17 protein-coding genes are annotated in these 21,470 nt (G+C 37.7%); 7 read left to right on the plus strand and 10 right to left on the minus strand.

Going from position 1 to position 21,470, the window contains the following annotated elements:
* Positions 1-3: 3 nt before the first annotated feature.
* On the plus strand, positions 4-1,440 hold the full coding sequence (locus ESZ26_RS08965; protein WP_146799405.1) for a TolC family protein: 1,437 nt from the start codon (positions 4-6) through the stop codon (positions 1,438-1,440).
* A 15-nt stretch (positions 1,441-1,455) separates the two neighbouring features.
* Positions 1,456-2,484 (plus strand): zinc-binding dehydrogenase, encoded by a 1,029-nt coding sequence (locus ESZ26_RS08970; RefSeq protein WP_146799406.1) that lies wholly within the window; start codon positions 1,456-1,458, stop codon positions 2,482-2,484.
* A 25-nt stretch (positions 2,485-2,509) separates the two neighbouring features.
* Here the strand turns inward: ESZ26_RS08970 and ESZ26_RS08975 are convergent, their stop codons facing one another.
* Positions 2,510-3,283 (minus strand): substrate-binding periplasmic protein, encoded by a 774-nt coding sequence (locus ESZ26_RS08975; RefSeq protein WP_146799407.1) that lies wholly within the window; start codon positions 3,281-3,283, stop codon positions 2,510-2,512.
* 642 nt (positions 3,284-3,925) lie between these two features.
* Between ESZ26_RS08975 and ESZ26_RS08980 the strand changes: the two genes are divergently transcribed.
* From ESZ26_RS08980 to ESZ26_RS08990, 3 genes are read left to right on the plus strand one after another with little or no spacing between them, the layout of a single operon-like run.
* Positions 3,926-4,651 (plus strand): 5-oxoprolinase subunit PxpA, encoded by a 726-nt coding sequence (locus ESZ26_RS08980; RefSeq protein WP_146799408.1) that lies wholly within the window; start codon positions 3,926-3,928, stop codon positions 4,649-4,651.
* Positions 4,651-5,355 (plus strand): 5-oxoprolinase subunit PxpB, encoded by a 705-nt coding sequence (gene pxpB, locus ESZ26_RS08985; protein WP_146799409.1) that lies wholly within the window; start codon positions 4,651-4,653, stop codon positions 5,353-5,355. The genes ESZ26_RS08980 and pxpB overlap by 1 nt, the downstream gene beginning before the upstream one ends.
* On the plus strand, positions 5,348-6,337 hold the full coding sequence (locus ESZ26_RS08990) for a 5-oxoprolinase subunit C family protein (RefSeq protein WP_146799410.1): 990 nt from the start codon (positions 5,348-5,350) through the stop codon (positions 6,335-6,337). Before pxpB ends, ESZ26_RS08990 begins: the two co-directional genes overlap by 8 nt.
* A 36-nt stretch (positions 6,338-6,373) precedes the next feature.
* Here ESZ26_RS08990 and ESZ26_RS08995 read toward each other — a convergent pair whose 3' ends face one another.
* The 7 genes from ESZ26_RS08995 to rimO form a co-directional block, all read right to left on the minus strand.
* Positions 6,374-6,619 (minus strand): hypothetical protein, encoded by a 246-nt coding sequence (locus tag ESZ26_RS08995; protein ID WP_146799411.1) that lies wholly within the window; start codon positions 6,617-6,619, stop codon positions 6,374-6,376.
* Between the two features lie 233 nt (positions 6,620-6,852).
* Entirely contained in the window at positions 6,853-7,290 is a 438-nt protein-coding gene (locus tag ESZ26_RS09000; RefSeq protein ID WP_146799412.1) for a hypothetical protein, read from the minus strand.
* A gap of 190 nt (positions 7,291-7,480) precedes the next feature.
* Entirely contained in the window at positions 7,481-8,020 is a 540-nt protein-coding gene (locus ESZ26_RS09005; protein WP_146799413.1) for a class I SAM-dependent methyltransferase, read from the minus strand.
* 398 nt (positions 8,021-8,418) lie between these two features.
* Positions 8,419-9,033 carry a MarC family protein gene (locus ESZ26_RS09010; protein WP_146799414.1) on the minus strand — a complete coding sequence of 205 codons (615 nt, stop codon included), beginning with the start codon at positions 9,031-9,033 and terminating at the stop codon, positions 8,419-8,421.
* A 399-nt stretch (positions 9,034-9,432) separates the two neighbouring features.
* Complete coding sequence (locus ESZ26_RS09015) at positions 9,433-10,125, minus strand: SOS response-associated peptidase family protein (protein ID WP_146799415.1); 693 nt, start codon at positions 10,123-10,125, stop codon at positions 9,433-9,435.
* A gap of 194 nt (positions 10,126-10,319) precedes the next feature.
* Positions 10,320-11,024: a porin gene (locus tag ESZ26_RS09020; protein ID WP_146799416.1), complete on the minus strand. Its 705-nt coding sequence runs from the start codon at positions 11,022-11,024 to the stop codon at positions 10,320-10,322.
* 336 nt (positions 11,025-11,360) lie between these two features.
* Positions 11,361-12,821 carry a 30S ribosomal protein S12 methylthiotransferase RimO gene (rimO, locus tag ESZ26_RS09025; protein WP_146799417.1) on the minus strand — a complete coding sequence of 487 codons (1,461 nt, stop codon included), beginning with the start codon at positions 12,819-12,821 and terminating at the stop codon, positions 11,361-11,363.
* Between the two features lie 382 nt (positions 12,822-13,203).
* Here rimO and ESZ26_RS09030 point away from each other — a divergent pair, with 382 nt between their 5' ends.
* Complete coding sequence (locus tag ESZ26_RS09030) at positions 13,204-13,725, plus strand: gamma carbonic anhydrase family protein (protein ID WP_146799418.1); 522 nt, start codon at positions 13,204-13,206, stop codon at positions 13,723-13,725.
* Between the two features lie 213 nt (positions 13,726-13,938).
* Entirely contained in the window at positions 13,939-15,753 is a 1,815-nt protein-coding gene (locus ESZ26_RS09035; protein WP_146799419.1) for a tetratricopeptide repeat-containing diguanylate cyclase, read from the plus strand.
* Between the two features lie 64 nt (positions 15,754-15,817).
* Here ESZ26_RS09035 and ESZ26_RS09040 read toward each other — a convergent pair whose 3' ends face one another.
* Both ESZ26_RS09040 and ESZ26_RS09045 read right to left on the minus strand, forming a co-directional pair.
* A complete protein-coding gene (locus ESZ26_RS09040; protein WP_146799420.1) occupies positions 15,818-19,552 on the minus strand; it encodes a translocation/assembly module TamB domain-containing protein in 3,735 nt (1,244 codons plus the stop codon).
* Positions 19,549-21,273 carry an autotransporter assembly complex protein TamA gene (locus ESZ26_RS09045; RefSeq protein WP_170246339.1) on the minus strand — a complete coding sequence of 575 codons (1,725 nt, stop codon included), beginning with the start codon at positions 21,271-21,273 and terminating at the stop codon, positions 19,549-19,551. Before ESZ26_RS09045 ends, ESZ26_RS09040 begins: the two co-directional genes overlap by 4 nt.
* Positions 21,274-21,470 lie beyond the last annotated feature (197 nt).

Consider the following 21,470-nt stretch of genomic DNA (forward strand, 5'->3'; position numbering starts at 1 on the left):
CCAATGATTAAGTTACTTACCTCTTGGTTAACAGCCAAGCAATTTAGTGCTAAACCGCTAAAAACCAAATTAACGATTAGTGTCGTTTTAGTTGCCAGCTTATTATCAGCATGTGCCAGCAAAATTGATGAGCAACAGCACCAACAATTGATGAAAAGTTTTATTACTGATACTGAAATAGCCACACAGTTGACCGGTCAAGACGAGATAAATTGGTGGCAACAACTCAACTCAGTTCAATTGAATCAATTGGTTAAAGATGCACTGGCCAATAACCATGACTTAAAAACAAGTCAGTTACAGTTACAAAGTGCTCTAGCTAAATTAAGGGTAGAAAAGAGTGATTTCCTCCCCCAAGGTGGGCTTGAGATTGGTGCGCAACGCACTAGCATCGCTGATAACATCAGTCGCCAATCAAGTGCTAATCTAGCCTTAAATTGGCAACTCGATTTATTTGGTCGTATTAATGCCTTAGTTGATGCGGCTAATGCATCAGCGATGAGCCAAGCTGAACAATTACGCGCCTTGCAAATCGAAGTGATTTCATCGGTTGTTAAAGGTTTCATGAGTTATCAGGGCAATATGCAAAAGCAACAGATTATTAGTCTGCAAGTTGCCGCGCTTAAAAAAAGTATCTTGGTTCTTTCAGCACAGGTTGAAGAAGGCATTGCTAACGAACTTGACTTAAATCGCACTCGTGCTCAGTTAAGTCAACAACAAGCCTTATTACCTGAAACAAGTTATGCATTATATAAAGATTTATCAACGCTAGCCTTATTAACGGGTCGTTTAAGCGGTGATATAAAGCTGACTAATGAACAAAAGATTTTTGACTTACCCTTTGAGGTCACTTTAGCGCAACCCAGCTCGGCTATAGCTTTACGTCCCGACATTAGCCAAGCCTTATATCAATTTAGCCAAGCTAATTCTTTAAGTGTAGCAGCAAGTAAAGCGTTGTTACCCGACATTAGTTTAAGCGCCTTTGTTGGTGTGCTAAGCCTTGGCAGTAGTCAATTAAGTAATAGCCAGCAACAATGGCAAATCGCGCCACAAATACAATGGTCATTATTAAGCTATCCAGCGCTATTGGCGCAGCGTGACGCGCAGCAATATTTAAGTGAAGCGGCTTACAGCCAATACCAGCAGGTTGTTTTAGCGGCTATTAATGACAGTGAACTATCGTTACAATTGCTAACAAAGCACCTTAAACAAAAACGCTTTGCGGATAAACGTTTTCAATTTGCCCATCAGGCTTTTATGCAAGCTAACGCTATGTATCAAGAGGGACAAATCCCTTACTTAGAGTTGTTAGATGCGCGGCAGGATGTTTTAATAGCCCAAGAAAATGCAGTAAACGCGACCATTTCTTCATCTCTCGCCAAAGTAAGTGCCTATCAGGCTTTTAATGGTCGATGGAGTTACGGTTTAATCACCTTGTAAAATTTGAGTTTTTTTATGTTAACTACTGAGATATTGCCAAACATTGACCGACCTACTTCTATGCGAGCTATAGTGCTCGCAAAGGCAAGTGAACAAATTCGTTTATCTGACGTGCAATTGCCGTTACCTGAATGCGATGAACACGAGCTATTAGTTAAGGTGGAATATGTAGGTCTCAATCCTATTGATGCACATTTTGCTAAAACAGGATTTTCTCAGTGGCAATACCCTCATATCCTTGGATTAGATGCTGTTGGTATAGTCGTTCAAGCTAAAAAAGGTCTGTTTCCCAATATTGGCGATCGCGTTATGTGGCATGCCAATATTGGTCAACAAGGGGTGCTGAGTGAATACGCTAAAGTGCCTAACTTTGCCGTTTCGGTTGTGCCAGCAAATGTAATGGCAAGTGAAGCGGCGACCCTACCTTGTGCCGGTATGACGGCTTTAATTGCTTTAGATAAATTACAAATAGTGCAAGGTGATACTATTTTAATTGAAGCGGGTGCGGGTGCTGTTGGGCAATTTGCTATTCAATTTGCCAAGGAGCGTGGTGCAGATGTTTTTACCACCGCGGCTAAACATAATCATAAATTAGTAAAGAAACTCGGTGCTGATGCAATATTTGATTACCACGATAAAAAGCTTTGTCAAAAAATTCGCCTAGCATTAGGACCACAAGGTTTTGATGCAGTGCTTGACTCTGTTGGTGGTGACTCAACAATGCGTAATATTGAGCTAATGAGGTTTTGTGGTCGTATCGCTTGCTTGCGTCCCTTGCCTAACATTGACCAAGAGCTCATGTTTAGAAAAGCGCCCAATATCGGCATAGTATCACTCGCTGGTGCGTGGTTAGCAAATAGCTTATGTGCACAACAAAAAATGAGTTTTATGAGTAATCAATTACTTGATGCGCTAGCAAAAGGTAGTATTCAAACGCCTGATATTACCCTAATTGAATTTAACGCTGAGCAGATTTCTCGTGCCCTGCACACACAAGTCAATGGAGGTTTCACCGGTAAACAAGTGGTAAAAATATTTGCCTAAGAGTTTTATTTAGCCCGTTTGCTGGCTACTTTTTTGAGTGCCAATCTGAGATACCATAACGCTGCAATATTTTTGATAGTTGCCCTTTAGCTCTTAATTGCCTTAAGCCTTTATCAAAGGCACTAATATATTTAAGCTCAGTGTCAGGCGCAAAGCCGATATAAAGAGGAACAAAGATACCTTGGGTACCGGCATATTGTAAGTTAGTAATTTTTTTATTCTGAATTTCATATTCAACATTAAAACGCGAATCAAGCAGCACTGTTATTCGCTGCTTACTGAGCATTTTTAAAGCACTAGGTAACGGCTTATCTCCCGAGGCTAAAAATATAAAGTCACTCGAAGTTTCTTTTAGGAGACTTACTGCACTCCCGTATTCATAGCCATTAATGAGGCCAAGAATATTGCCCTGCTCGATAAAGTTTTTAAGGTTTTCTACCGTAGAGAATCTCCATTTAGTTTCGTTACTAACATAAAAGTCATTATACAAGCCGCCATAAACTTGTTGGCTCTGCCTTAAATCAAAAGCTTCAATATGTTCTTTTGTTAAAGCGAGGACCATATCTAACTTTGATTGTTGAAGAAGCCTTAATGAACGGGCCAGCGGCATAAGGGTAAAGTTAATATCATAGCCTTGAGCTTCAGCAATTTCATTGATGATTTCAATTAATATACCTGGCTTATCATCCTCATTACAAATGTAAGGACACCATTCGTCTGAAGCAATGTTTAAGGTGTCATTTGCCCCAACATGCAATGACCATAATAAAACAATAAAAAATATATATTTATACGACATTTAGCGCCATCAGTTTTGCTAATTTCAACAGGAAAATTAAGTAAAACCCCATAAGAATGTAAATAGATCAATTGGTATATTAATAATTATAACAATAATCAGCTTTTAGCTTGCTAAAGATTAGCTTCTTTATAACTTTAATAATAGCAATTTAGACCTTACCGGCATTGCTAATGTAAAGTCGCTTGTCAAACAACTGAGCACTTATCCTGTAATTGTAATCAATACACACTGTCATTTTATCATGTCAGTGGCAACTACCTATTTGAAAACCTGTCATTAAATCAAGTCTTTGCCTTAACAAGACTAAAGACCATAACTGCCCTAAAGTCTAGAATCATGACATTAACACATTCAAGGAAATGTACAGATAACATCTTATTGCATTGATTTTATTGCTGTACACTCGCCAAAAGTATTACTAACACATTTTTATATTTACCTCAGACTTTTGATTTAAGTAAACTAACTGTCCTTACTTAGATACCATTAGCTTTATACACCTAAAATTTAGTAAGATGCTGAATAATCTTTGTTACTTAATAGCCTGCTAAAGATTTAAAATAACGATGCTTGCTCAAAGCATGGTTACAGTAATGATAATTCATCACTGCATACACGGTAATATTTTTAGGAAATGAAATGAAGTTAAATTGCGATCTTGGCGAAAGTTTTGGCTCTTGGAATATGGGCTCAGACGCAAAAGTAATGCCGCATATTGATCAAGCAAATATTGCTTGTGGCTTCCATGCTGGCGATCCTTTAGTCATGCAAAAAACATTACAGTTAGCTAAGCAGCATAACGTTAGCGTTGGCGCGCATCCTAGTTACCCTGATTTAGTTGGTTTTGGTCGTCGCTCAATGAAGTGCACCAGAGAAGAAATTATTGCTTTGGTTTTATATCAGATAGCGGCTATTGATGGCGTCGCTCAATCTTTAGATATTGAGCTTAGCTATGTAAAACCTCATGGTGCGCTATATAACGACATGATGACTAATATTGAGGTGCGCGAGGCGATATTTTCAGCCATAGCCCAATATCACAAACCACTTAAGCTGATGATACAAGCAAGCTCAAATATTAAAGAACATCGCGCTCAAGCAGAAAAATTTAACATAGAAATACTCACTGAAGCTTTTGCTGACAGATGCTACAACGACGATGGCAGCTTATTATCACGCAACATCACAGGGGCTGTGCATAATAGAGAAAAAATGTTCGCACAAGTTAAACTGTTAAAAGAGCAAAGCAGTGTCATCACTATTAATGGTAAGCACTTACCTTTAGAAGTCGACAGCTTGTGTGTGCACGGTGACAACCTCGAAGGCGTAAAAGCAATCGCCACTATTAGGGAGCTTATTCGTTAATGTCAGCAGTATTTAAAATAGAAATTGCCGGTGAAAATAGCTTGATACTTTATTTTGACAAACCAGTTAATGATGAGGTTTCCGCAAAAGTACAGCAAGTACAATGGCTGATCAGGCAAGAGATGAGCAATGATATTATTGATTTAATACCATCTTATACTTCAATATTAGTGGTGTTTAATTTATATAAAATCGACCACCAACAGATCACTAAAAAATTGCAAAAGCTATTAATAAACTTACCCGTAATTAATAATATTCAAGGGGCACTCATCGAATTACCCGTTTATTATGCTAGTGAATCAGGACCAGATTTAGCGGCTATTGCTCAATATAAAGACTTAACCATAGAGCAAATAATTACCTTACATCAGCAACAAGAATATCATGTTTATGCTATTGGCTTTGCGCCGGGTTTTGCTTATTTAGGCGAAATTGATGAGCGTATTGCGATGCCTAGATTAAGTACTCCTCGTATGAAAGTGCCTAAAGGGGCTGTTGCTATTGCCGACAGGCAAACAGCGGTTTATCCAAGTACTTCTCCTGGCGGTTGGAATATTATTGGTCTTTGCCCTACTGAAATGTTTAACGCCAATAAAACGCCAGTAATGCCGGTACAAGTAGGCGATAGGGTTAAATTTAAAGCGATTTCCAAAGATGAATTTTTTGCACTAGGTGGTGTATTAGGTGCAGCATATGATTAGTCAAAGTAAAGCTTCGTTAAGAAGACCGGCAATAAGTTTAGGTTTTATTGTTAAACGACCAGGCATGTTAAGCCTTGTTCAAGATGAGGGCCGTTATGGTGCTTTTAATGTCGGTTTAACCAACGGTGGTCCGATTGATAAGCTGGCTTTTCACTGGGCAAACCGCTTATGTAATAATGCCCTTAATGTTAGTGCCGTTGAAGTGAGTGTTGGTGGTTTTGCCATCATCGCACAAGTAGATGCTGTTATTGCCGTAACAGGCGCTGACATGCCATTAACCATTAACGGTCAAGTAAAAACGTTATGGCGCAGTTATCAGGTGAAAGCCGGTGACTTAATCGAGCTAGGTTTTACTAACCTTGGCATGCGAAGTTATTTTGCTGTTGCTGGTGGTTTTGATATAACACCAAGTTTTGGCAGCACTGCAACGGTTTGCCGTGAAGGTATCGGCGGTTTAAACGGCAAAAAATTAGCCGCGAACGATATACTCCCTTGTGCCACAACAAAAGATGCTGAATTAGTGAGTTTATCTAAAAAAGACCAACCTAAATATAGCCAAGCAGTACTGCTGCGTATTATTCCTAGTTATCAGCAACATCATTTCTGTGTAGAACAGCAACAATTGTTTTATTCAAGTGAATATAGCGTTGGTAAAAGCTTTGATCGGATGGGTTATCGATTAGAAGGTCAAAAAATTGTTTCTGATATTAACGGCATATTATCAGAAGGTATCTGTCATGGTGCCGTGCAAATCCCAAGCGATGGCCAGCCAATTGTCTTGATGAATGATCGTCAAACCATTGGTGGCTATCCTAAAATCGGTACAGTTTTATCCCTTGATACCGCCAAATTAGGTCAGTTATCTCAAGGCGGTAAAGTACGCTTTGCGCCTATTACGATGGAGAAGGCACGTGAGCTTATCCTCGAAGATTTAAACTTATTTGAGCAAACCCAAGTTAGTGTGTATAAATCACACCAATAAGCTATTCTATTGGTTCTGTTTGAAGCTATGGTTGTATTACTTAGCGCGAGTAAAGTAATGTTTATAGTAATAGTGCAAAACATAACCAGAGGCTAGCACAGGGAAAAGGATAGAACTTAATAAATTAGCCAACTGCCCTGTCGATGGCTCAAGCAAAGCTAAACTAACTAATAGACTTAAACCAAGCCCAAAAAGTGAACACAAGATAGCGACGCCAAATAAAACGATTTTTCTGGTAAAAGAAGAATCATCTTCTTTTAACTTTTTAACACCTACACCCATTAACTGCCCTTATGAAGCTAACAACTTATTTTATAACCGTATTTCATTATATCTATAAAGATACCTAATAAAAATACCTAATAAAAATAATATGATACTAATAATAATTAAGAAGCCTACGTTTATTATTACCTCAACTGCAAATATTAACTTGTGTAATTCGAAAGTTGATTCTACTTAGGTTTTGTATCGCTATTTGGGCTTTTATATTTTGTCGCTCTTTAACCTTAAGACTAAGTTAGCGTTTTTGCCAAACCTTGATTTATTTTATGTTGCATATAAACCACATGTAACATTGAGGTAATAAAAGGGTTTAACCAAAGTTTGTCTCCTTTGTTAGAACCTGCAATTAGATTGATACGATTACGCACCATAATTATCCATGTGATATCGAAAATAGATGAGATAACATGAAAACCTAAGGTGAGATTTAAAATCCCAGCCTCTTGCCAGTTTGCTAGTGCGTGAACTAAGCTACCCAACGAAATAATATATAAAAATATAGTAATAAAAATAAAAGTCTTAGATATTTTAAACTCTGTATGTTTATTAATTTGGTTAGAGAAAAGGTAGAGCTTATATATTAAATATAAGCCGATACTTAGAATGCAAAGAGCTAAAACCTTTGATACTGAAGTAATATCAAAAACGCCTGTAAATCCATTTTTCATTTATTATCCAAAGGTGAAACACACTAAGACTATGTAGCTAAGCTTCAATCATAAAAAATTAAGAGTTTGCTAAAATGTTAAGCGGAATGACAAAAGCAGACGGTTAATTTTCACTCTTGTGTGGCTTGTTAGCTGTGTTCTGAAATTTAGAATATAGTATATTGTCATTACGACTTAATAAAGCCAAAGATCACTTTGGTTGCCAATGGTATACGTAAATAGGTGTCTGGTAAAAATCTCTAAGCCTGATGACTCTTGTTGGCTGACATGAAGGTAAAGCGAAAGTGTTACTCACAATAGTAACCTGGTTAAAAACCTCATGTGCTAGCTTTTCTTGAAGAGCTACCATGCCTTCGGGGAAAAGGTAGCAGACTAGGGTCGAAGCAGCACTGAGTTCAGCGCTTTTAAAGTCTTTACGATAGAGTGTAAGATTATCTAAACGTAAACTATATTTCAAAATTTTTGAGACCAACCACGGAAGCCAAGATAACTCGTAGCCGATAACTTGCTTATTGGGATGTTTCTGGGCAGCAGCGATAACCAGCGTCCCCCAACCAGAGCCTAGATCAATTAAAAGTCCTTTTTCATGGTTATCTATTTCAGCAAGCATGGTTTTGCACGCTTTGCTTGAACTCATCATAGGGGAAATCCCCGTTTTCAGCGTACTCCAAACAATAGATAAGACGATTAAAAAAACTATAACGAGAAGTATTAGAAAAAAATAGTTCATATTAATAATAGTCTGAAAACTGTTGAGCGCTTATGATTTCGCTTACACCTAAGACCGCAATAAGCGGAAAAAGCCAACGGTTTATTTTACCTTTAATAAAAATTAACAAGGCAGTCATCCTAAGTAAAAAATTAACAAGGAAATTAACAAGACACTCATTCTAAATGCGAGTTAATTCCCCAAGCTATAGCAGTTTATAATAATCGCCAAAGCCGGCTAAGATATTTGTAATAGCAATAGATGAAAGAAGGAAATTAACAAGACACTCATTCTAAATGCGAGTTAATTCCCCAAGCTATAGCAGTTTATAATAATCGCCAAAGCCGGCTAAGATATTTGTAATAGCAATAGATGAAATTAACAAGACACTCATTCTAAATGCGAGTTAATTCCCCAAGCTATAGCAGTTTATAATAATCGCCAAAGCCGGCTAAGATATTTGTAATAGCAATAGATGAAAGAATAAGCCCCATTACTCGACTGATCACACTAGCACCACTAGTCCCTATAATACGATTAATAAAGCCAGCGAGTAACATTAATATATAAACTAAAATTAGCACGGATAACATCACTAATGCAGTTTGTGTTTGCTCCCAGAGTGAATATACAGAGTTTTTAGTTAAGAGTACGGCCGCTAGCATAGCCCCAGGGCTTGCAATGGAAGGAACCGCAAGTGGAAATATGGCAGTTTCTTTATGGGAGTTTTGTAATGATTTTATTTCTTCATCGGGTTTACTATCGCCAAAGATCATATTGAGAGCAAAAAGAAACAAAACGATCCCTCCAGATATTTGAAATGCGGGCAATGGAATGGATAACGCTGTTAAGACTATTTCACCAACAATCAAGAAAAATAACAACACACACGCAGAGACAATGGTGGCGAGTAATGCAACACGACGCTTAGTTTTTTGGTCATATTGAGCTGTTACCGCTATAAATACTGGTATTGTGCCAATTGGATCTATAACAGCAAAAAATGTTATAAAAACCGCTAAAATATCTATCATTTTATATGTATCCCCAGAATTAAAAGTTTAAAACACAATAGTATTATTTAAGTGGAAAACTGATAAAGTATACAAGATATCGACGTTCTAAACGATTTTAATTAAGGTAATTGTTCCTTCTTAAAAATTGATACTATCAATAAGAATACCTTAGGTTTTTCAGTTTATTACGTCAACTAAGTCTAATTTAAAAAACGGTTATTTAACACATGATATCCGCTTTTAAATGTTATTCTGCGCTAAAACCTTCTGCTCCCTATACGCTATTTACAGCTACTATCAATTATCTCAGATAACTTAGCGTATTATCGACTTTCAATCATAAATAAAGAGGAATGTTCTGCCCTGTTACTCCCAACAAGTAAAAGATCAGCTGTTGTTAGGTTTACTTGTAAATAATCAATCATAAGGAATTGTTTGCGGCGAAGAAATTGACTGATAAGTCATGGGTCTATCAATTTGGTGAGCAATCAAAGACTGCGGTAAACGCGGCTGTAACAGATGTTCAAATTGATCAAGTTCATCAAATTGAGGATCTAACCACTTATCTACTAGTGATGAATTTTGCGGTAATATCATTGGCATGGCTTTGCTGTGGATATGTTTTAATTTTTCATGTGCCGGCAGCGTTATAACCGAGCAACTCAGTTTGATTTCACCCGTATTCTTATGCTGCCATGTTCGATACAAGCCCGCCAATATTAAACCGCCAGACTCTGCTTGCATATCAAAATAATGAATAGGCTTTTTATCAACAAATTCAGTTTCACCAAAGCCTTTAACGGCAATAATACACCTGGAACTCCGATACGCTTGATAACCAGCACTTTGGGGAGTGTTAAGCTTATCAAATCGGGTATTGAATGAAGTAAACCGAGAGGGTCTAAAGTCATTGTCTGTTTGATCTAACAATAACCACCACATAGCACTTTCTACTCGGCGTTGTTCACCCACATTCCTGACAATGGAAACCGTGTCTGCAGCTTTAACAAAGCGACGGTCAATCGGCCTATCGATCACCTTATTTATTTTTAAGCGGGTATAAAGCTTTTTCACACCACTATCAAACGTCGTGTTCAACCGACCACACATAATGCTTTCCTTATTAATTATCGGCCAGTGTAGCAACGAATATTAAGTATGTCTTCTCAACAAATGCAACAAGTTGACGTTGAAGATTAAATGACTTAGTAACAACTGATGATTAAAAAGAAGATGTTTTTATGATAAAAGTGAGCTTATTAAACTCACTTTTATATGACTAACAAGGGTTATTACCTTTTAAGTTAAAAGCGATAGGTAGCGTATACACCCGCAACACGGTCAAAACTATTATCAGCTTGATAGCCATTTTCTTGCGCATCAAAGCTTGAATAACCAATAAACATACCAATGTCGGTTTGCTTGCTGTAATTATAATTAGCACCAAGACTCATGCCATGAGCGGATTTTTGCTGAAAGTCTTTTAAATCACGATAAGTATAGTTAACGGTGGCCGTCCAATCTTTTGCCAAGTTAGCTTGCACACCAACAGAGTAACGGTATTCATCTTTATTTTTTAGTTTATCTTCATCCCACTTTACATAACCTAAAGAAAAGATCATCGCTAAGTTTTTATCAAAGACATATTTACCCTTTAAGTCGGTACCATAAGCAACCGAATCTCCATTAATGGTTGATTCTTGAAAGCCCCTTACACCTAGTCCAACCGCTAATTCAAGGCCTGTTTCATTGTCAGGGCGTGCTAAAAGTCGATAACTAATACCATTAAAGCCAATCATTAAATTGTTAGTTAAACCGTAACCTACATTTAAATTAAGCTCTCCGCGGTTTTCATCTTTCTCTTCTCCCCACGCTAAGGCGCCACTAACCGCAATGGTGCCATCAGTTAATGTTAAAGGTCTTAATACTGGATTTGTAGGATACTCAGTTTCTGCAAAAACAGTTGATGAAGCTAAAAGTAATATCGTGCTAACAAGTGATTTGTTCATAATAATTGTTCCCTAACGTTTATGTTTTGTAGTTTGTGAGGACATTATAAAAACTTATTGCGTTCGGTTCCTGATGCTTTTTGTCTATCAAATGTGATTGTTATGTGAAAAATTGTAAGAAAGAGCGGTCAGATGGCAGTCATCAAGACAGGGTTAACATGAGAGGTTTTTGTGTAAAAGCAGATGCAGCGTTGGATGAAATATCTAGCCCGTATAATAGCGAATATAATGTTAAGAGCGCTATTTTTGGAAAAATAAAGCAACAACACCATGGTTATTGCTTTATATTTCAGAGCGATTTAAATTTGAGACAATAAGGATTATGCCTAAGGTGACTTAAGCTTCTTCGCTTTCTTCATCTTCTACGCGAACGCCCCAAACATCATGCTCATCGGCATGGATTATTTGTACCCACATTAAGTCGCCCGGCTTAGCGTCATAATCATCAGACAAGTACACTTTGCCATCAACTTCTGGCGCATCCATATAAGAACGACCGACAATACCCAGAGCACTTACTTCATCGACAAGAATCAAATATTCTTGGCCAATACGTGCTTGTAATTTATCACTGCTAATTTTCGCTTGTACTGCCATAAAACGTTGGAGTCTGTCTTCCATTACTTCGTCTGAATTATGATCTGGTAAAGCATTAGCCGTAGCACCTTCAACGGGTGAGTATTTGAAACAACCGACGCGGTCTAATTGTGCTTCTTCTAAAAACTCTAATAATTCTTGAAATTCTTCTTCTGTTTCACCCGGAAAACCAACAATAAAGGTTGAACGAATAACCAGTTCAGGACAAATCTCACGCCATTTAGCAATACGCTCTAAAACACGGTCTGAGCTACCAGGACGTTTCATTAATTTTAAGATACGTTTATTAGCATGCTGAAAAGGAATGTCTAAATACGGTAGTATTTTGCCTTCCGCCATTAATGGGATAATTTTATCAACGTGTGGGTAAGGATAAACATAATGTAGGCGTATCCAAACGCCCTGCTTGGCTAATTCTTCACATAACTGCTGCATGTGAGTCTTAACTGGCATACCGTCCCAAAAGTCTGTTTTGTGTTTAACATCAACACCGTAAGCCGAAGTATCTTGCGAGATAACTAATAATTCTTTAACGCCAGCATCAACCAAACGCTTTGCTTCACCTAAAACATCGCCGACAGGACGAGAATCTAAATCGCCACGCATTGACGGAATAATGCAGAACGTACAACGGTGGTTACAGCCTTCAGATATTTTTAAATAAGCATAATGCTTAGGCGTAAGTTTAACGCCTTGTGGCGGTACTAAATCAATAAAAGGATTATGAACAGGCTTGGCAACGTGCTTGTGCACTTGTGTTAATACTTCATCGTAAGCATGCGGACCAGTAACGCCCAAGACATTAGGGTGAAGTTCAATAATTTCGTCTTTCTTAACGCCTAAACAACCGGTCACTAACACTTTACCATTCGCGGCAAGCGCCTCTCCAATGGTATCAAGGGATTCTTGAACCGCTGAGTCAATGAAACCACAGGTATTTACAATAACAAGTTCTGCATCATCATAACTATTGGTTACATCGTAACCTTCAGTGCGAAGCTGAGTAAGAATACGTTCGCTATCGACTAAATTTTTTGGGCAGCCCAATGAAACAAATCCGATTTTAGCGGCTTTAGAGGGCTGTTGACTATTCTTTTGCTCTTCAATCATCTTCGACGGAATAGCTAAAGTGGTTGTTTGGCTCTCGGCTGAATTACTGCTTTTTGTAGTTGTTTGTGGGTCGAATTGTTCTACGGTCATATTGTGCCTCAACTTGCTCTATATTTTATTACGGTGTTGCTACTGGTGCTTTTACTCATCGTTTAATAAAGATAAAGAGCAGCGTCATCAATGGTGATTTAACGGCCTTTAGTGTAAAGCTGGAGCTTTAACTAGGTCATTATTTAATGCGCCAGATTATACAGTAATGTTGGCAGAGGATGAATAATTAGTTTCAGAGATTTATATTCGATAAACTTAAGTGACTCTCCTGACCTTGTGCTAAATAACGACCTGGCGATATACCTTAGATAAATTTACGACGACTTCTTTCACCACTCAGATTATAACGTTACAAAGTTAATGATTGTTAATCTCTAATTAGTTATATTAAATCAATACATTAATATTAAGGTACCAAAATATGATCTACCAATTAGGTGAACTTTCTCCCAATATTTCAAAAAGCTGTTTTATAGCACCAAACGCTACTGTAATAGGAAATGTAGATTTAAGTGACAATGTTAGCATTTGGTTTAATGTTGTGATCAGAGCTGATTTAGCACAAGTGAAGATAGCGAAAAATTCTAATATTCAAGATGGCTCTATTTTGCATGTTGATGAAGGCTTCGCCATTAATATCGCTGAAAATGTAACTATTGGTCATAAAGTAATGCTGCATGGCTGTACGATAGGCGAAGGTAGCTTAATTGGTATCAATGCCGTGGTATTAAATGGCGCTAAAATTGGTAAAAATTGCTTAATTGGTGCCAATGCTTTAGTGACAGAGCATATGGTTATACCAGATGGTAGTTTAGTCTTAGGCTCTCCAGCAAAAGTAATTAAACAACTCGATGAAAAAACCCAAGAAATGATCGCAGCAGGCGCAGCGCATTACGTTCAAAGCAATCATCAATATAGGAAAGAATTAAAGCAAATAGGTTAAGTAACATGATTGATAAATTACCCGTCTTTATTGAAAATTCAATGGCCCGCAGTAATTAACACTAAGGTCGCTATTGAGCGTGTGGTTATAAAGGAGGGTTTGAGTTAATAATGAATAATTAGTGCCCAGCAGTTATTTAGCTTTTTTTTGTTTTATCTATTGATTAAAATATGAGAAGGTAATCTTAGGACAACGTCGACGCTAGGAGTTACAGTGATTAAATGGTTATTAGCATTGATATTATCATTGATATTATCATTGATTTCCACCTCAGCTATTTTAGCGAAAGAGGTAAATGTTGATTCGTTAAAAGCAACATTAACAGCACTTTCTCCCGATGATAAAGCGCGGATAGCGCCATTAATTGAACTGGCAAGCTTTTACCTTTATATCGCTCCACAAGAAACAAGCGCCTATGCGACGCAAGCCTTAGCCTTAGCCTTTCCTAGTATTGAAGATAATGATTTCAATAAAGCCAAACTATTACGTTTACTTGGACAATCACAGATGTACCAAGGTTTAAACCTTGAAGCTTTTACTCATCTCAATCAAGCCATAAATAGTGCCAACAAGAGTGAGAACGTACATTTAATCTCAGTATCTAATCGAGCAATGGGAGTATTTTACGAGCTCATTATAGATCACGAAAATGCAGTAAGATACTATATAGAAGCATTGAAATTTGCTAAATTAAGCGATCAAAAAGAAGATTTGGCGATGGTTTATAATAACTTAGGGAATGTGCTTAATTCTCAAAATGATTATACTAATGCCGCTAAATATTTTAAAAAATCAATCGTAATCAACACTGAGATCAATGACATTGCAATGAAGATGAATGCTTCTGTTGGATTAAGTGTCTCTTACTTAAAATCCGGTAACCCCCTTAAAGCACAAGAATTACTTGAAGAAGTGCTAAGAAATAGAGCTTACATCAATGACTTTAGCTTTAGTGAAGCATCAGCCAACTTAGCCCATGTTTATAAGTATTTAAAAAACTTTACGGCGGCTAAATCTCTTTATAAGTTTGTTATTAATGATGAGAAAGGCAGTGTTTATCCTCCTGCTGTTGCATCAGCATACTTAGGGCTCGCTGATATTTATATCCAAACAAACCAAATAAAAGCCGCTATCGATTTATATCATAAAGGTATTGTTGAGGTAAAAAATAAAATATCGGTGGAAAGTGAAATGGCGCTTTATGAAAATTTAGCCAAATTAGAATTAAGCCAAGAAAATTTTGAAGCGGCGGCAATTATTCAAACAGAATACATTAACAGAAGAAATCAAGTTCAACCGTTGACACAAAAAGGTCTAGTACAAAAATTGGAGAGTCAATTGCTCTTGGAGCGAGATTACATAAAATTACAAGATGCATTACTGATTAGCGAACGAGAGTCTCGCCACGCATCACTGTACTTATTTGCGGTCATTGTTATTTCGCTGATCAGTTTAGTATTATTTCTAATATTGATGTTAAGAAAACAAGTGATATCTCGTTTAGAAGCCACCAACAAAACATTAAAAAAAGCTTCAGAAACCGACCATTTAACAAGCATTGGCAACCGTCGTTTTCTTGAGCATCAAATCAACACCTTTAAAGGGCAAGATATACCGATGGCTTTTTTACTGCTTGATGTTGATCATTTTAAAGATATTAACGACAATTTTGGTCATGATGCCGGTGATGAAGTGTTGGTGGCGATTGCGAATAATATTAAAAGGCTGTGTCGCAAAGGTGACTTATTTGCTCGTATTGGCGGGGAAGAGTTTGTTATTTTATTGATGGATAGCAATGAAGTGTCGGCCTGTTTGTTTGCAGAAAGAGTCCGGAGTAGTATTGAAGAAATGGCCAGACCTTTTGAGTCAAAAGTCACTGCCAGTATAGGTGTTGCGTTTGGCAATATGGAAAAAGCTAATTACGACGAACTTTACAAACAAGCTGACATTGCACTTTACTCAGCTAAAGACAAAGGCCGTAATAAAGTGCTGCTATTTCCAACTATAACCCCAAAAAGTGCTCATTAAAGGATGTTAGCACTTATGAATATCTACAGCTATTATCAGTAAATAATTGTCATTACTCATCGGCTTATTTTATATCGAATGAATAATAGATATCAGCAGAGTTTTCTAGCCCAGAAACCGTTTCAACCCACAGCCTGCTTAATAAATAAAACCTCACGGTTAATTCATTGATAGGCTCCATGATACCAACACCATATTTAATATAAACTTGCTCACCTAAATAACCGGCTATAGAAGCTTGTTCATCATCTCCGTCTATTTCGATTCTATTGATCAATGGCAATTTTTCTATTTGGGTGAGTACACCGGAAAAATTAGTTAACGCTGAACCTAAAGCGACACCTATAGCCGTATTACTGTCACTGGTTTCTGCATCTAACCCTCGACCTCTTACCAGATATGACAAGGTTTCAGATTGCTGCATAGTTGGTTTTGAAAACAGCTTGATATTCAAGCTGTTGGCTAAGCCAGTCGCATCAATGCCGACAATAATATTCTCTTTTTCAATACTACGTGTTGCTTGCATTGCGACATAAGGATTATTCGCTGTGCCATTAAAAGAAATAATCCCTTTAGTTAACGACAAATCTTGCCCATAAGCGCGATAACGCCCTTCAGGGATCTTTAAGCTACCAAAGAGCTGCAAGGGTTGGTTTGCCTGCTGACTCACTTGTAACTCACCGCCTAAACGACCTATAAATCCTTGCCCTTCAACTTTAAAAGCATCAGCAATAACCACACGCACATTGGTAAATAACTCAAATGGCTTTTCATTAGCGACTTGTTCGCCTTCATCATTAACCATAATGACATCTTTGCTTAAGCTAACACTTCCCTGCGGCAATTTATTAACCAATAATTTACCCTCAAGCACTTCTATACGACCGGATATTTTAAGCTCTGATGCTTTTATTTGAGCATTAAGATGAGGAGAAACGGTGATGCTAAGATCAGGTGGAACGGACAATTTTAGTGATTCACCATCGAAGTCAAAATTACCTTTCAATTCGTCTTGCCAGTCAACGTCACCTTTAAGATTAGCTAAGGCATTATTAATATTTACCCCGCCAGAAATAACGGCTTGCTGACCTTTAAATTTTAAAGCCATATTAATATCGGTTAAGGTATTAATATTTCCTAAAATTTTGGCATTCCCCTTAGTTAATGAAATGTCGCCAGTGATTATCGGTTGATCTAAATCCCCAATGACAGTTAACTGGCTATCTAATATACCTTCCAATGATGTCAGCTCTGGCAAAAAAACTTGTAAGGGTGAAAGGTTGAACGTGTTAATGTTAAGCTGGCTATTTATAGTGCGCTTAGCAGCAAATATAATCGTACTGCTAAGATTAACGAGTTCCGCACTATCTTGAGCAAACAAAGCAAGTTTCCCTGCAACACGGCTATGATCAACGTTTAACATTAACTCGCCCTTTTGCCACTCAAGTAATTTATGTACATCGCCTTCTTTATCTGTCTTTATATTACCATCACTGATGATTAATTTAGCATTAACGGTTGGCGGTTTGTCTTGTTGCCAACCAACAGCAACACTCCCCGCTAGCGTGCTCTGCACCGTGATATCTTTCGGAATAAAGGGCGTTAAGAGATCGGTATCTAATAGAATGCCTAACGTTAAGGTATCCTGAACAAGTTTTAAGGAGGCATCTTCTTTCAGACAAAGCTGGGCGCCTATACCCAGCCAGCAATGCTTGTTAACAGCAAGCGTTTTAAGGCGATTATTATAAAGTATATTAAGTGGCTCACTCGATTTAAAAACATCATCACCTAAAGAAATTTTCACCGGTTCAGTTGCTACTCGCCACTCTGCTCCCACGAGTGAGTAGTGGCTATTGATTGACAAGTCAATAGCTGAATCACCGAGCCATGCTAGCTTTATTTCTTGCTGATTTAAATCGCCGCTACTCGATAAATTAATACCATTAATGGTGTGATCATTCCAATGGATACGGGCACTGCTAAACGCGACCTGATGTTGATGATTATCCAACGGGCGATATTTTACCTCAACGTTAATCGCCTCACTGGCAAGATTAGCCACTAATAATTTTTGGACTTCACCTTGTAAATTTAGCTCTGGCTGCTCAATCGGACCAGATATTGAAATCTTTGCCGCTATAACGCTTTCAATATCTTTTAACCATAAACTGCTATCTCCAATATTCACCGTGCCATCAATATGCCAGTTGGCATCGCTATGGCCTTTTATGTTGAGCGCTATATCGCCATAATTGAGGTTAACCTTACTGGGTGCTAATTGACCTTTATGGTTAATATCAACATTGCCGTCTACGTTAAAAGCGATATTATTAACTTCACCTTTGACCATAGAATCAGTAAGTGTAAACGCCCACTCATTGTCCTGCCAAAACCCTTTACTGTAAATATTTCCCTGCAGACGCCCCGATAAACGCTTATCAATATTAGGTAAGCTAATGCCCAAAGAGTTCACCTTAACATCCCATAACAATCGGTTACCTAACTGTAACTCTCCGGTTATATCCAAGCGGCTATTTTCCTTGAACTCTTCGAAATATAAGGTCTTTATTTTAACTGTTTGTTCACTATAAGTTGCATTTAATTCTAGTGCGGCGTCTTGGTAACCAAAGCCACTAATGTTACTTTTTAAATCGATAACATGGCGGTTAAGGTCACCTTCGCTGTTTAATAACAGTGAAGATGGGGTAACAACCTTAGCAATGTCATCAGGTAAAATAAACTGGCTAACGTCAGCTCTCAATTTATAGGGTAAGTTTGCGTCAGTAACATCCACTGACATTTTGGCGCTTAATGATAATTCACCCACGTTGCGAATGGTTGTCACTAAATTAGCTAAATCACCTTTTAATGCAATATTTTGTTCAGAATGACTGAGTTGTGGTAATAATTCAAAGTTATCAATTGAACTATTTAACGCTACATCAACAAGATAAGGTGGCACAAAATCAACTTTTCCTTTTAAAGAGAACGCCGCCACTTCCGCTACTTTTGCTGATAGCTCTTCAATGGACAATTGTGTTTTAAACCATGATAAACGTGCCACATTATTAGTGGTATTTATGAGCGTTTTTTCACTGCCAGTAGGGTCTAATTCATTAACAATTAGCGTTTTTACTACCAACGACTTTATCGCTAACTTAACCGGTGAATACAACTTAGGCAGTGTTGCCAGTGGCCAAGGAGTAACGGGTGGTGGTGTTGATGAAGTCTTCGTCGCAGATAAATTAATATGTGCTTTAAGCAATCGAGCATTTTCTATATTAATAGCGATATTACTCACGACATTTTTATTGACCGATAAAGCACTAGTAAACTCAGTTAAATTTACGGTTAGCCCCTGAGTTGTTATTTGGGCGCGTGCTAAAGAAAACTTCTTTAATTTAACACTAAAGGGCAAGGTGAAGCTGGTTGAGTTAATCGCTGATTCAACAAGCTTGTCAGATGATATCACCGGCTGTGCTTCTTTTATCTTGACTTGCAGTGCTCCTAAACTCAGCTCGTCAATACAAAGCTGATTTTTCCACAGGCAACGCAAATGCAATCTCAAACGAATGTTACTGGCATTAATTAGGGTGTTATCGTTTTCAATTTTTAGTTTACGTAGCGCTAAATCATCTAAAAGTGCACCACTTTTGTACTCAACTTGCAGCGAAGAAACTTTACCAACAAAATAAAGTGATAACTGAGCTCCCCAAGGCGTTGAAAGTAGTATGGCAAAGCAACACAGTAAGCCGGTTAACACGCCCATGAGTGTAAAGCTGGCACGTTTATAAGTCATAGTTCAGCACCAATACTAAAATGAAGCCGCCATGAAGGGGTTTCTTCACTTAATGAATACCCTAAAGCAAACCTGATCGGCCCAATGGGAGAAATATAATGAATTCCCGGGCCAATAGAGTATACCGGCTCAAGTTTGTCATTATCATTTACACTTCCAGCGTCAATAAACAGTGCACCGCGCCATGTATTTGAAAAGTAGTATTGGTACTCCAAGCTAGCAACGACCATATTAGTACCACCAATCACGATATCCTTACCTTGGTTAATACCTTCTGAAAGAGTCACTTTAGGGCCAATCGATTGGTAATCAAATCCTCGAATACTTTGATCTCCACCGGCATAAAATCGTAATGAAGGGGACAGTTCCTCTTCAAAATTTTTGTCAACAATAACATAGCCAAGTTCTACTCGTGCAACAATACGGTGCTTAGGGGCAAACAGCGAAATATATTTCCAACGCGCATTAAAACGTAAAAATGAGGTTTCTGAAGATAAACCTTCATAGCTGCCTTCAAGATTATAGTATTGTCTAAATCCCTTGGTTGGATCGAGTAATGGACCATCACGATCAATATCAGACCAAGTAAAGCCAGGAATAAAATAACTGGCATCATCGTTAACACTATCAGTCTCCCACTCTTCGTCTAAGTGTCTTAAATAAGGTTGGCGTAAAATATCATCTTTTAGGTAAACCCGTCCCACTTGAAAAGAAAAAAAGCGACTAGTTAAGTCTCCATAGTCATTTTTTTCTAGTTCAGTTTGTAATTGCAACACATCATTGTTGGGATGTGACAAAGGAATACTGTAAATAAAATGCCCAGTCGGATTAATGTTTGAATAGGATAACCTTGTTTCTTGACGATGCCCGTAACGATTGACTAGCGGTGTTTTCCAACCGAAGGAAAACCTTTCTTTGGTGTCAGTAGCATAACCTAGTCCTAAATTAAATTGATGGCGTTTCGCTTTTTCCAGCGATACATCAATTGGCAAGATGTTATTAGCGCTATTCTCAGTTTCAGGACGAACCACAACATTGCTAAAATATTGAGTTTCATCCAATTCATTTTGTAAGTTTTGTAACGAGGTTTGTTGATAAAAATCACCCTGCTTAAAAGAAATCAAAGGCGTTAATACATCTGCATTTATATCAAAATCATTAAATTTTATTTCACCAAAACGATAACGAGGTCCACTGTCAAAATGAACAATAATCTCTGCGGTATCCAAGTTTTTGTTGATGGCGATATTAGCTTTAATAAACTTGCTATCAAAGTAGCCACGTTCCAAGCCAAGGGAAACCAAGTCTGTTTTAAATTGCTCATAAACACCATGATGTAATATATCACCGCTAACAATAGGCACTTTTCTAATAATGTCTGAAAAAGCACTATCCTCTAACGCGTCACCACTTAGGTTAATACGCACTTGTTTTATTCTCGTCGGCTGATTTAATACCACCACAAGACCAAGCGTCCAAATATTTTTATCGAGGTTTTTGTCAATTGAACTTGTTATCTCAGCACGGTAATAACCCAGTGCCTTAAGCGCATTTAAGGCCTGTTTTTTCGCCGCGAAAACAAATGCTGTTCGCTCAGTATCATTCTCTGGCAAGCTGCCCAAATAAGCATTAATGTTTTGTCTTGCCGCACTGGGTAAGTTATCGGATAGTTGAACGTGAAGTGTGCTCGATGATGCAAAAGGTGAGATTAAAAAAAACAAGATGAACCAGAAAAAACGACTATACATTATACTAGATTACCAGTGAAATTTTCAGCAATTAAATAAAAGCATAGCATAACAGTATATGAGGTTTTGCCGATAGAAAATTTTTAAGCTAAAAATAACTATCTATACTTTCAACCTTACGATAAATTTACATAATATTGACTTCCTTAGTAAAGTCGCCAGACCGTATT

The organism is Colwellia hornerae, from assembly GCF_007954355.1.
Classification (GTDB): domain Bacteria; phylum Pseudomonadota; class Gammaproteobacteria; order Enterobacterales; family Alteromonadaceae; genus Colwellia_A; species Colwellia_A hornerae.

What these genes read in the sequence shown, in the direction of transcription:
- ESZ26_RS09020 (WP_146799416.1), bottom strand. Translation starts at nt 11,024, where the DNA reads ATGAACAAATCACTTGTTAGCACGATATTACTTTTAGCTTCATCAACT.
- ESZ26_RS08975 (WP_146799407.1), bottom strand. Translation starts at nt 3,283, where the DNA reads ATGTCGTATAAATATATATTTTTTATTGTTTTATTATGGTCATTGCAT.
- ESZ26_RS09010 (WP_146799414.1), bottom strand. Translation starts at nt 9,033, where the DNA reads ATGATAGATATTTTAGCGGTTTTTATAACATTTTTTGCTGTTATAGAT.
- ESZ26_RS08965 (WP_146799405.1), top strand. Translation starts at nt 4, where the DNA reads ATGATTAAGTTACTTACCTCTTGGTTAACAGCCAAGCAATTTAGTGCT.
- ESZ26_RS09040 (WP_146799420.1), bottom strand. Translation starts at nt 19,552, where the DNA reads ATGACTTATAAACGTGCCAGCTTTACACTCATGGGCGTGTTAACCGGC.
- ESZ26_RS08970 (WP_146799406.1), top strand. Translation starts at nt 1,456, where the DNA reads ATGTTAACTACTGAGATATTGCCAAACATTGACCGACCTACTTCTATG.
- ESZ26_RS09005 (WP_146799413.1), bottom strand. Translation starts at nt 8,020, where the DNA reads ATGAACTATTTTTTTCTAATACTTCTCGTTATAGTTTTTTTAATCGTC.
- pxpB (WP_146799409.1), top strand. Translation starts at nt 4,651, where the DNA reads ATGTCAGCAGTATTTAAAATAGAAATTGCCGGTGAAAATAGCTTGATA.
- rimO (WP_146799417.1), bottom strand. Translation starts at nt 12,821, where the DNA reads ATGACCGTAGAACAATTCGACCCACAAACAACTACAAAAAGCAGTAAT.
- ESZ26_RS08980 (WP_146799408.1), top strand. Translation starts at nt 3,926, where the DNA reads ATGAAGTTAAATTGCGATCTTGGCGAAAGTTTTGGCTCTTGGAATATG.
- ESZ26_RS08990 (WP_146799410.1), top strand. Translation starts at nt 5,348, where the DNA reads ATGATTAGTCAAAGTAAAGCTTCGTTAAGAAGACCGGCAATAAGTTTA.
- ESZ26_RS09030 (WP_146799418.1), top strand. Translation starts at nt 13,204, where the DNA reads ATGATCTACCAATTAGGTGAACTTTCTCCCAATATTTCAAAAAGCTGT.
- ESZ26_RS09015 (WP_146799415.1), bottom strand. Translation starts at nt 10,125, where the DNA reads ATGTGTGGTCGGTTGAACACGACGTTTGATAGTGGTGTGAAAAAGCTT.
- ESZ26_RS08995 (WP_146799411.1), bottom strand. Translation starts at nt 6,619, where the DNA reads ATGGGTGTAGGTGTTAAAAAGTTAAAAGAAGATGATTCTTCTTTTACC.
- ESZ26_RS09000 (WP_146799412.1), bottom strand. Translation starts at nt 7,290, where the DNA reads ATGAAAAATGGATTTACAGGCGTTTTTGATATTACTTCAGTATCAAAG.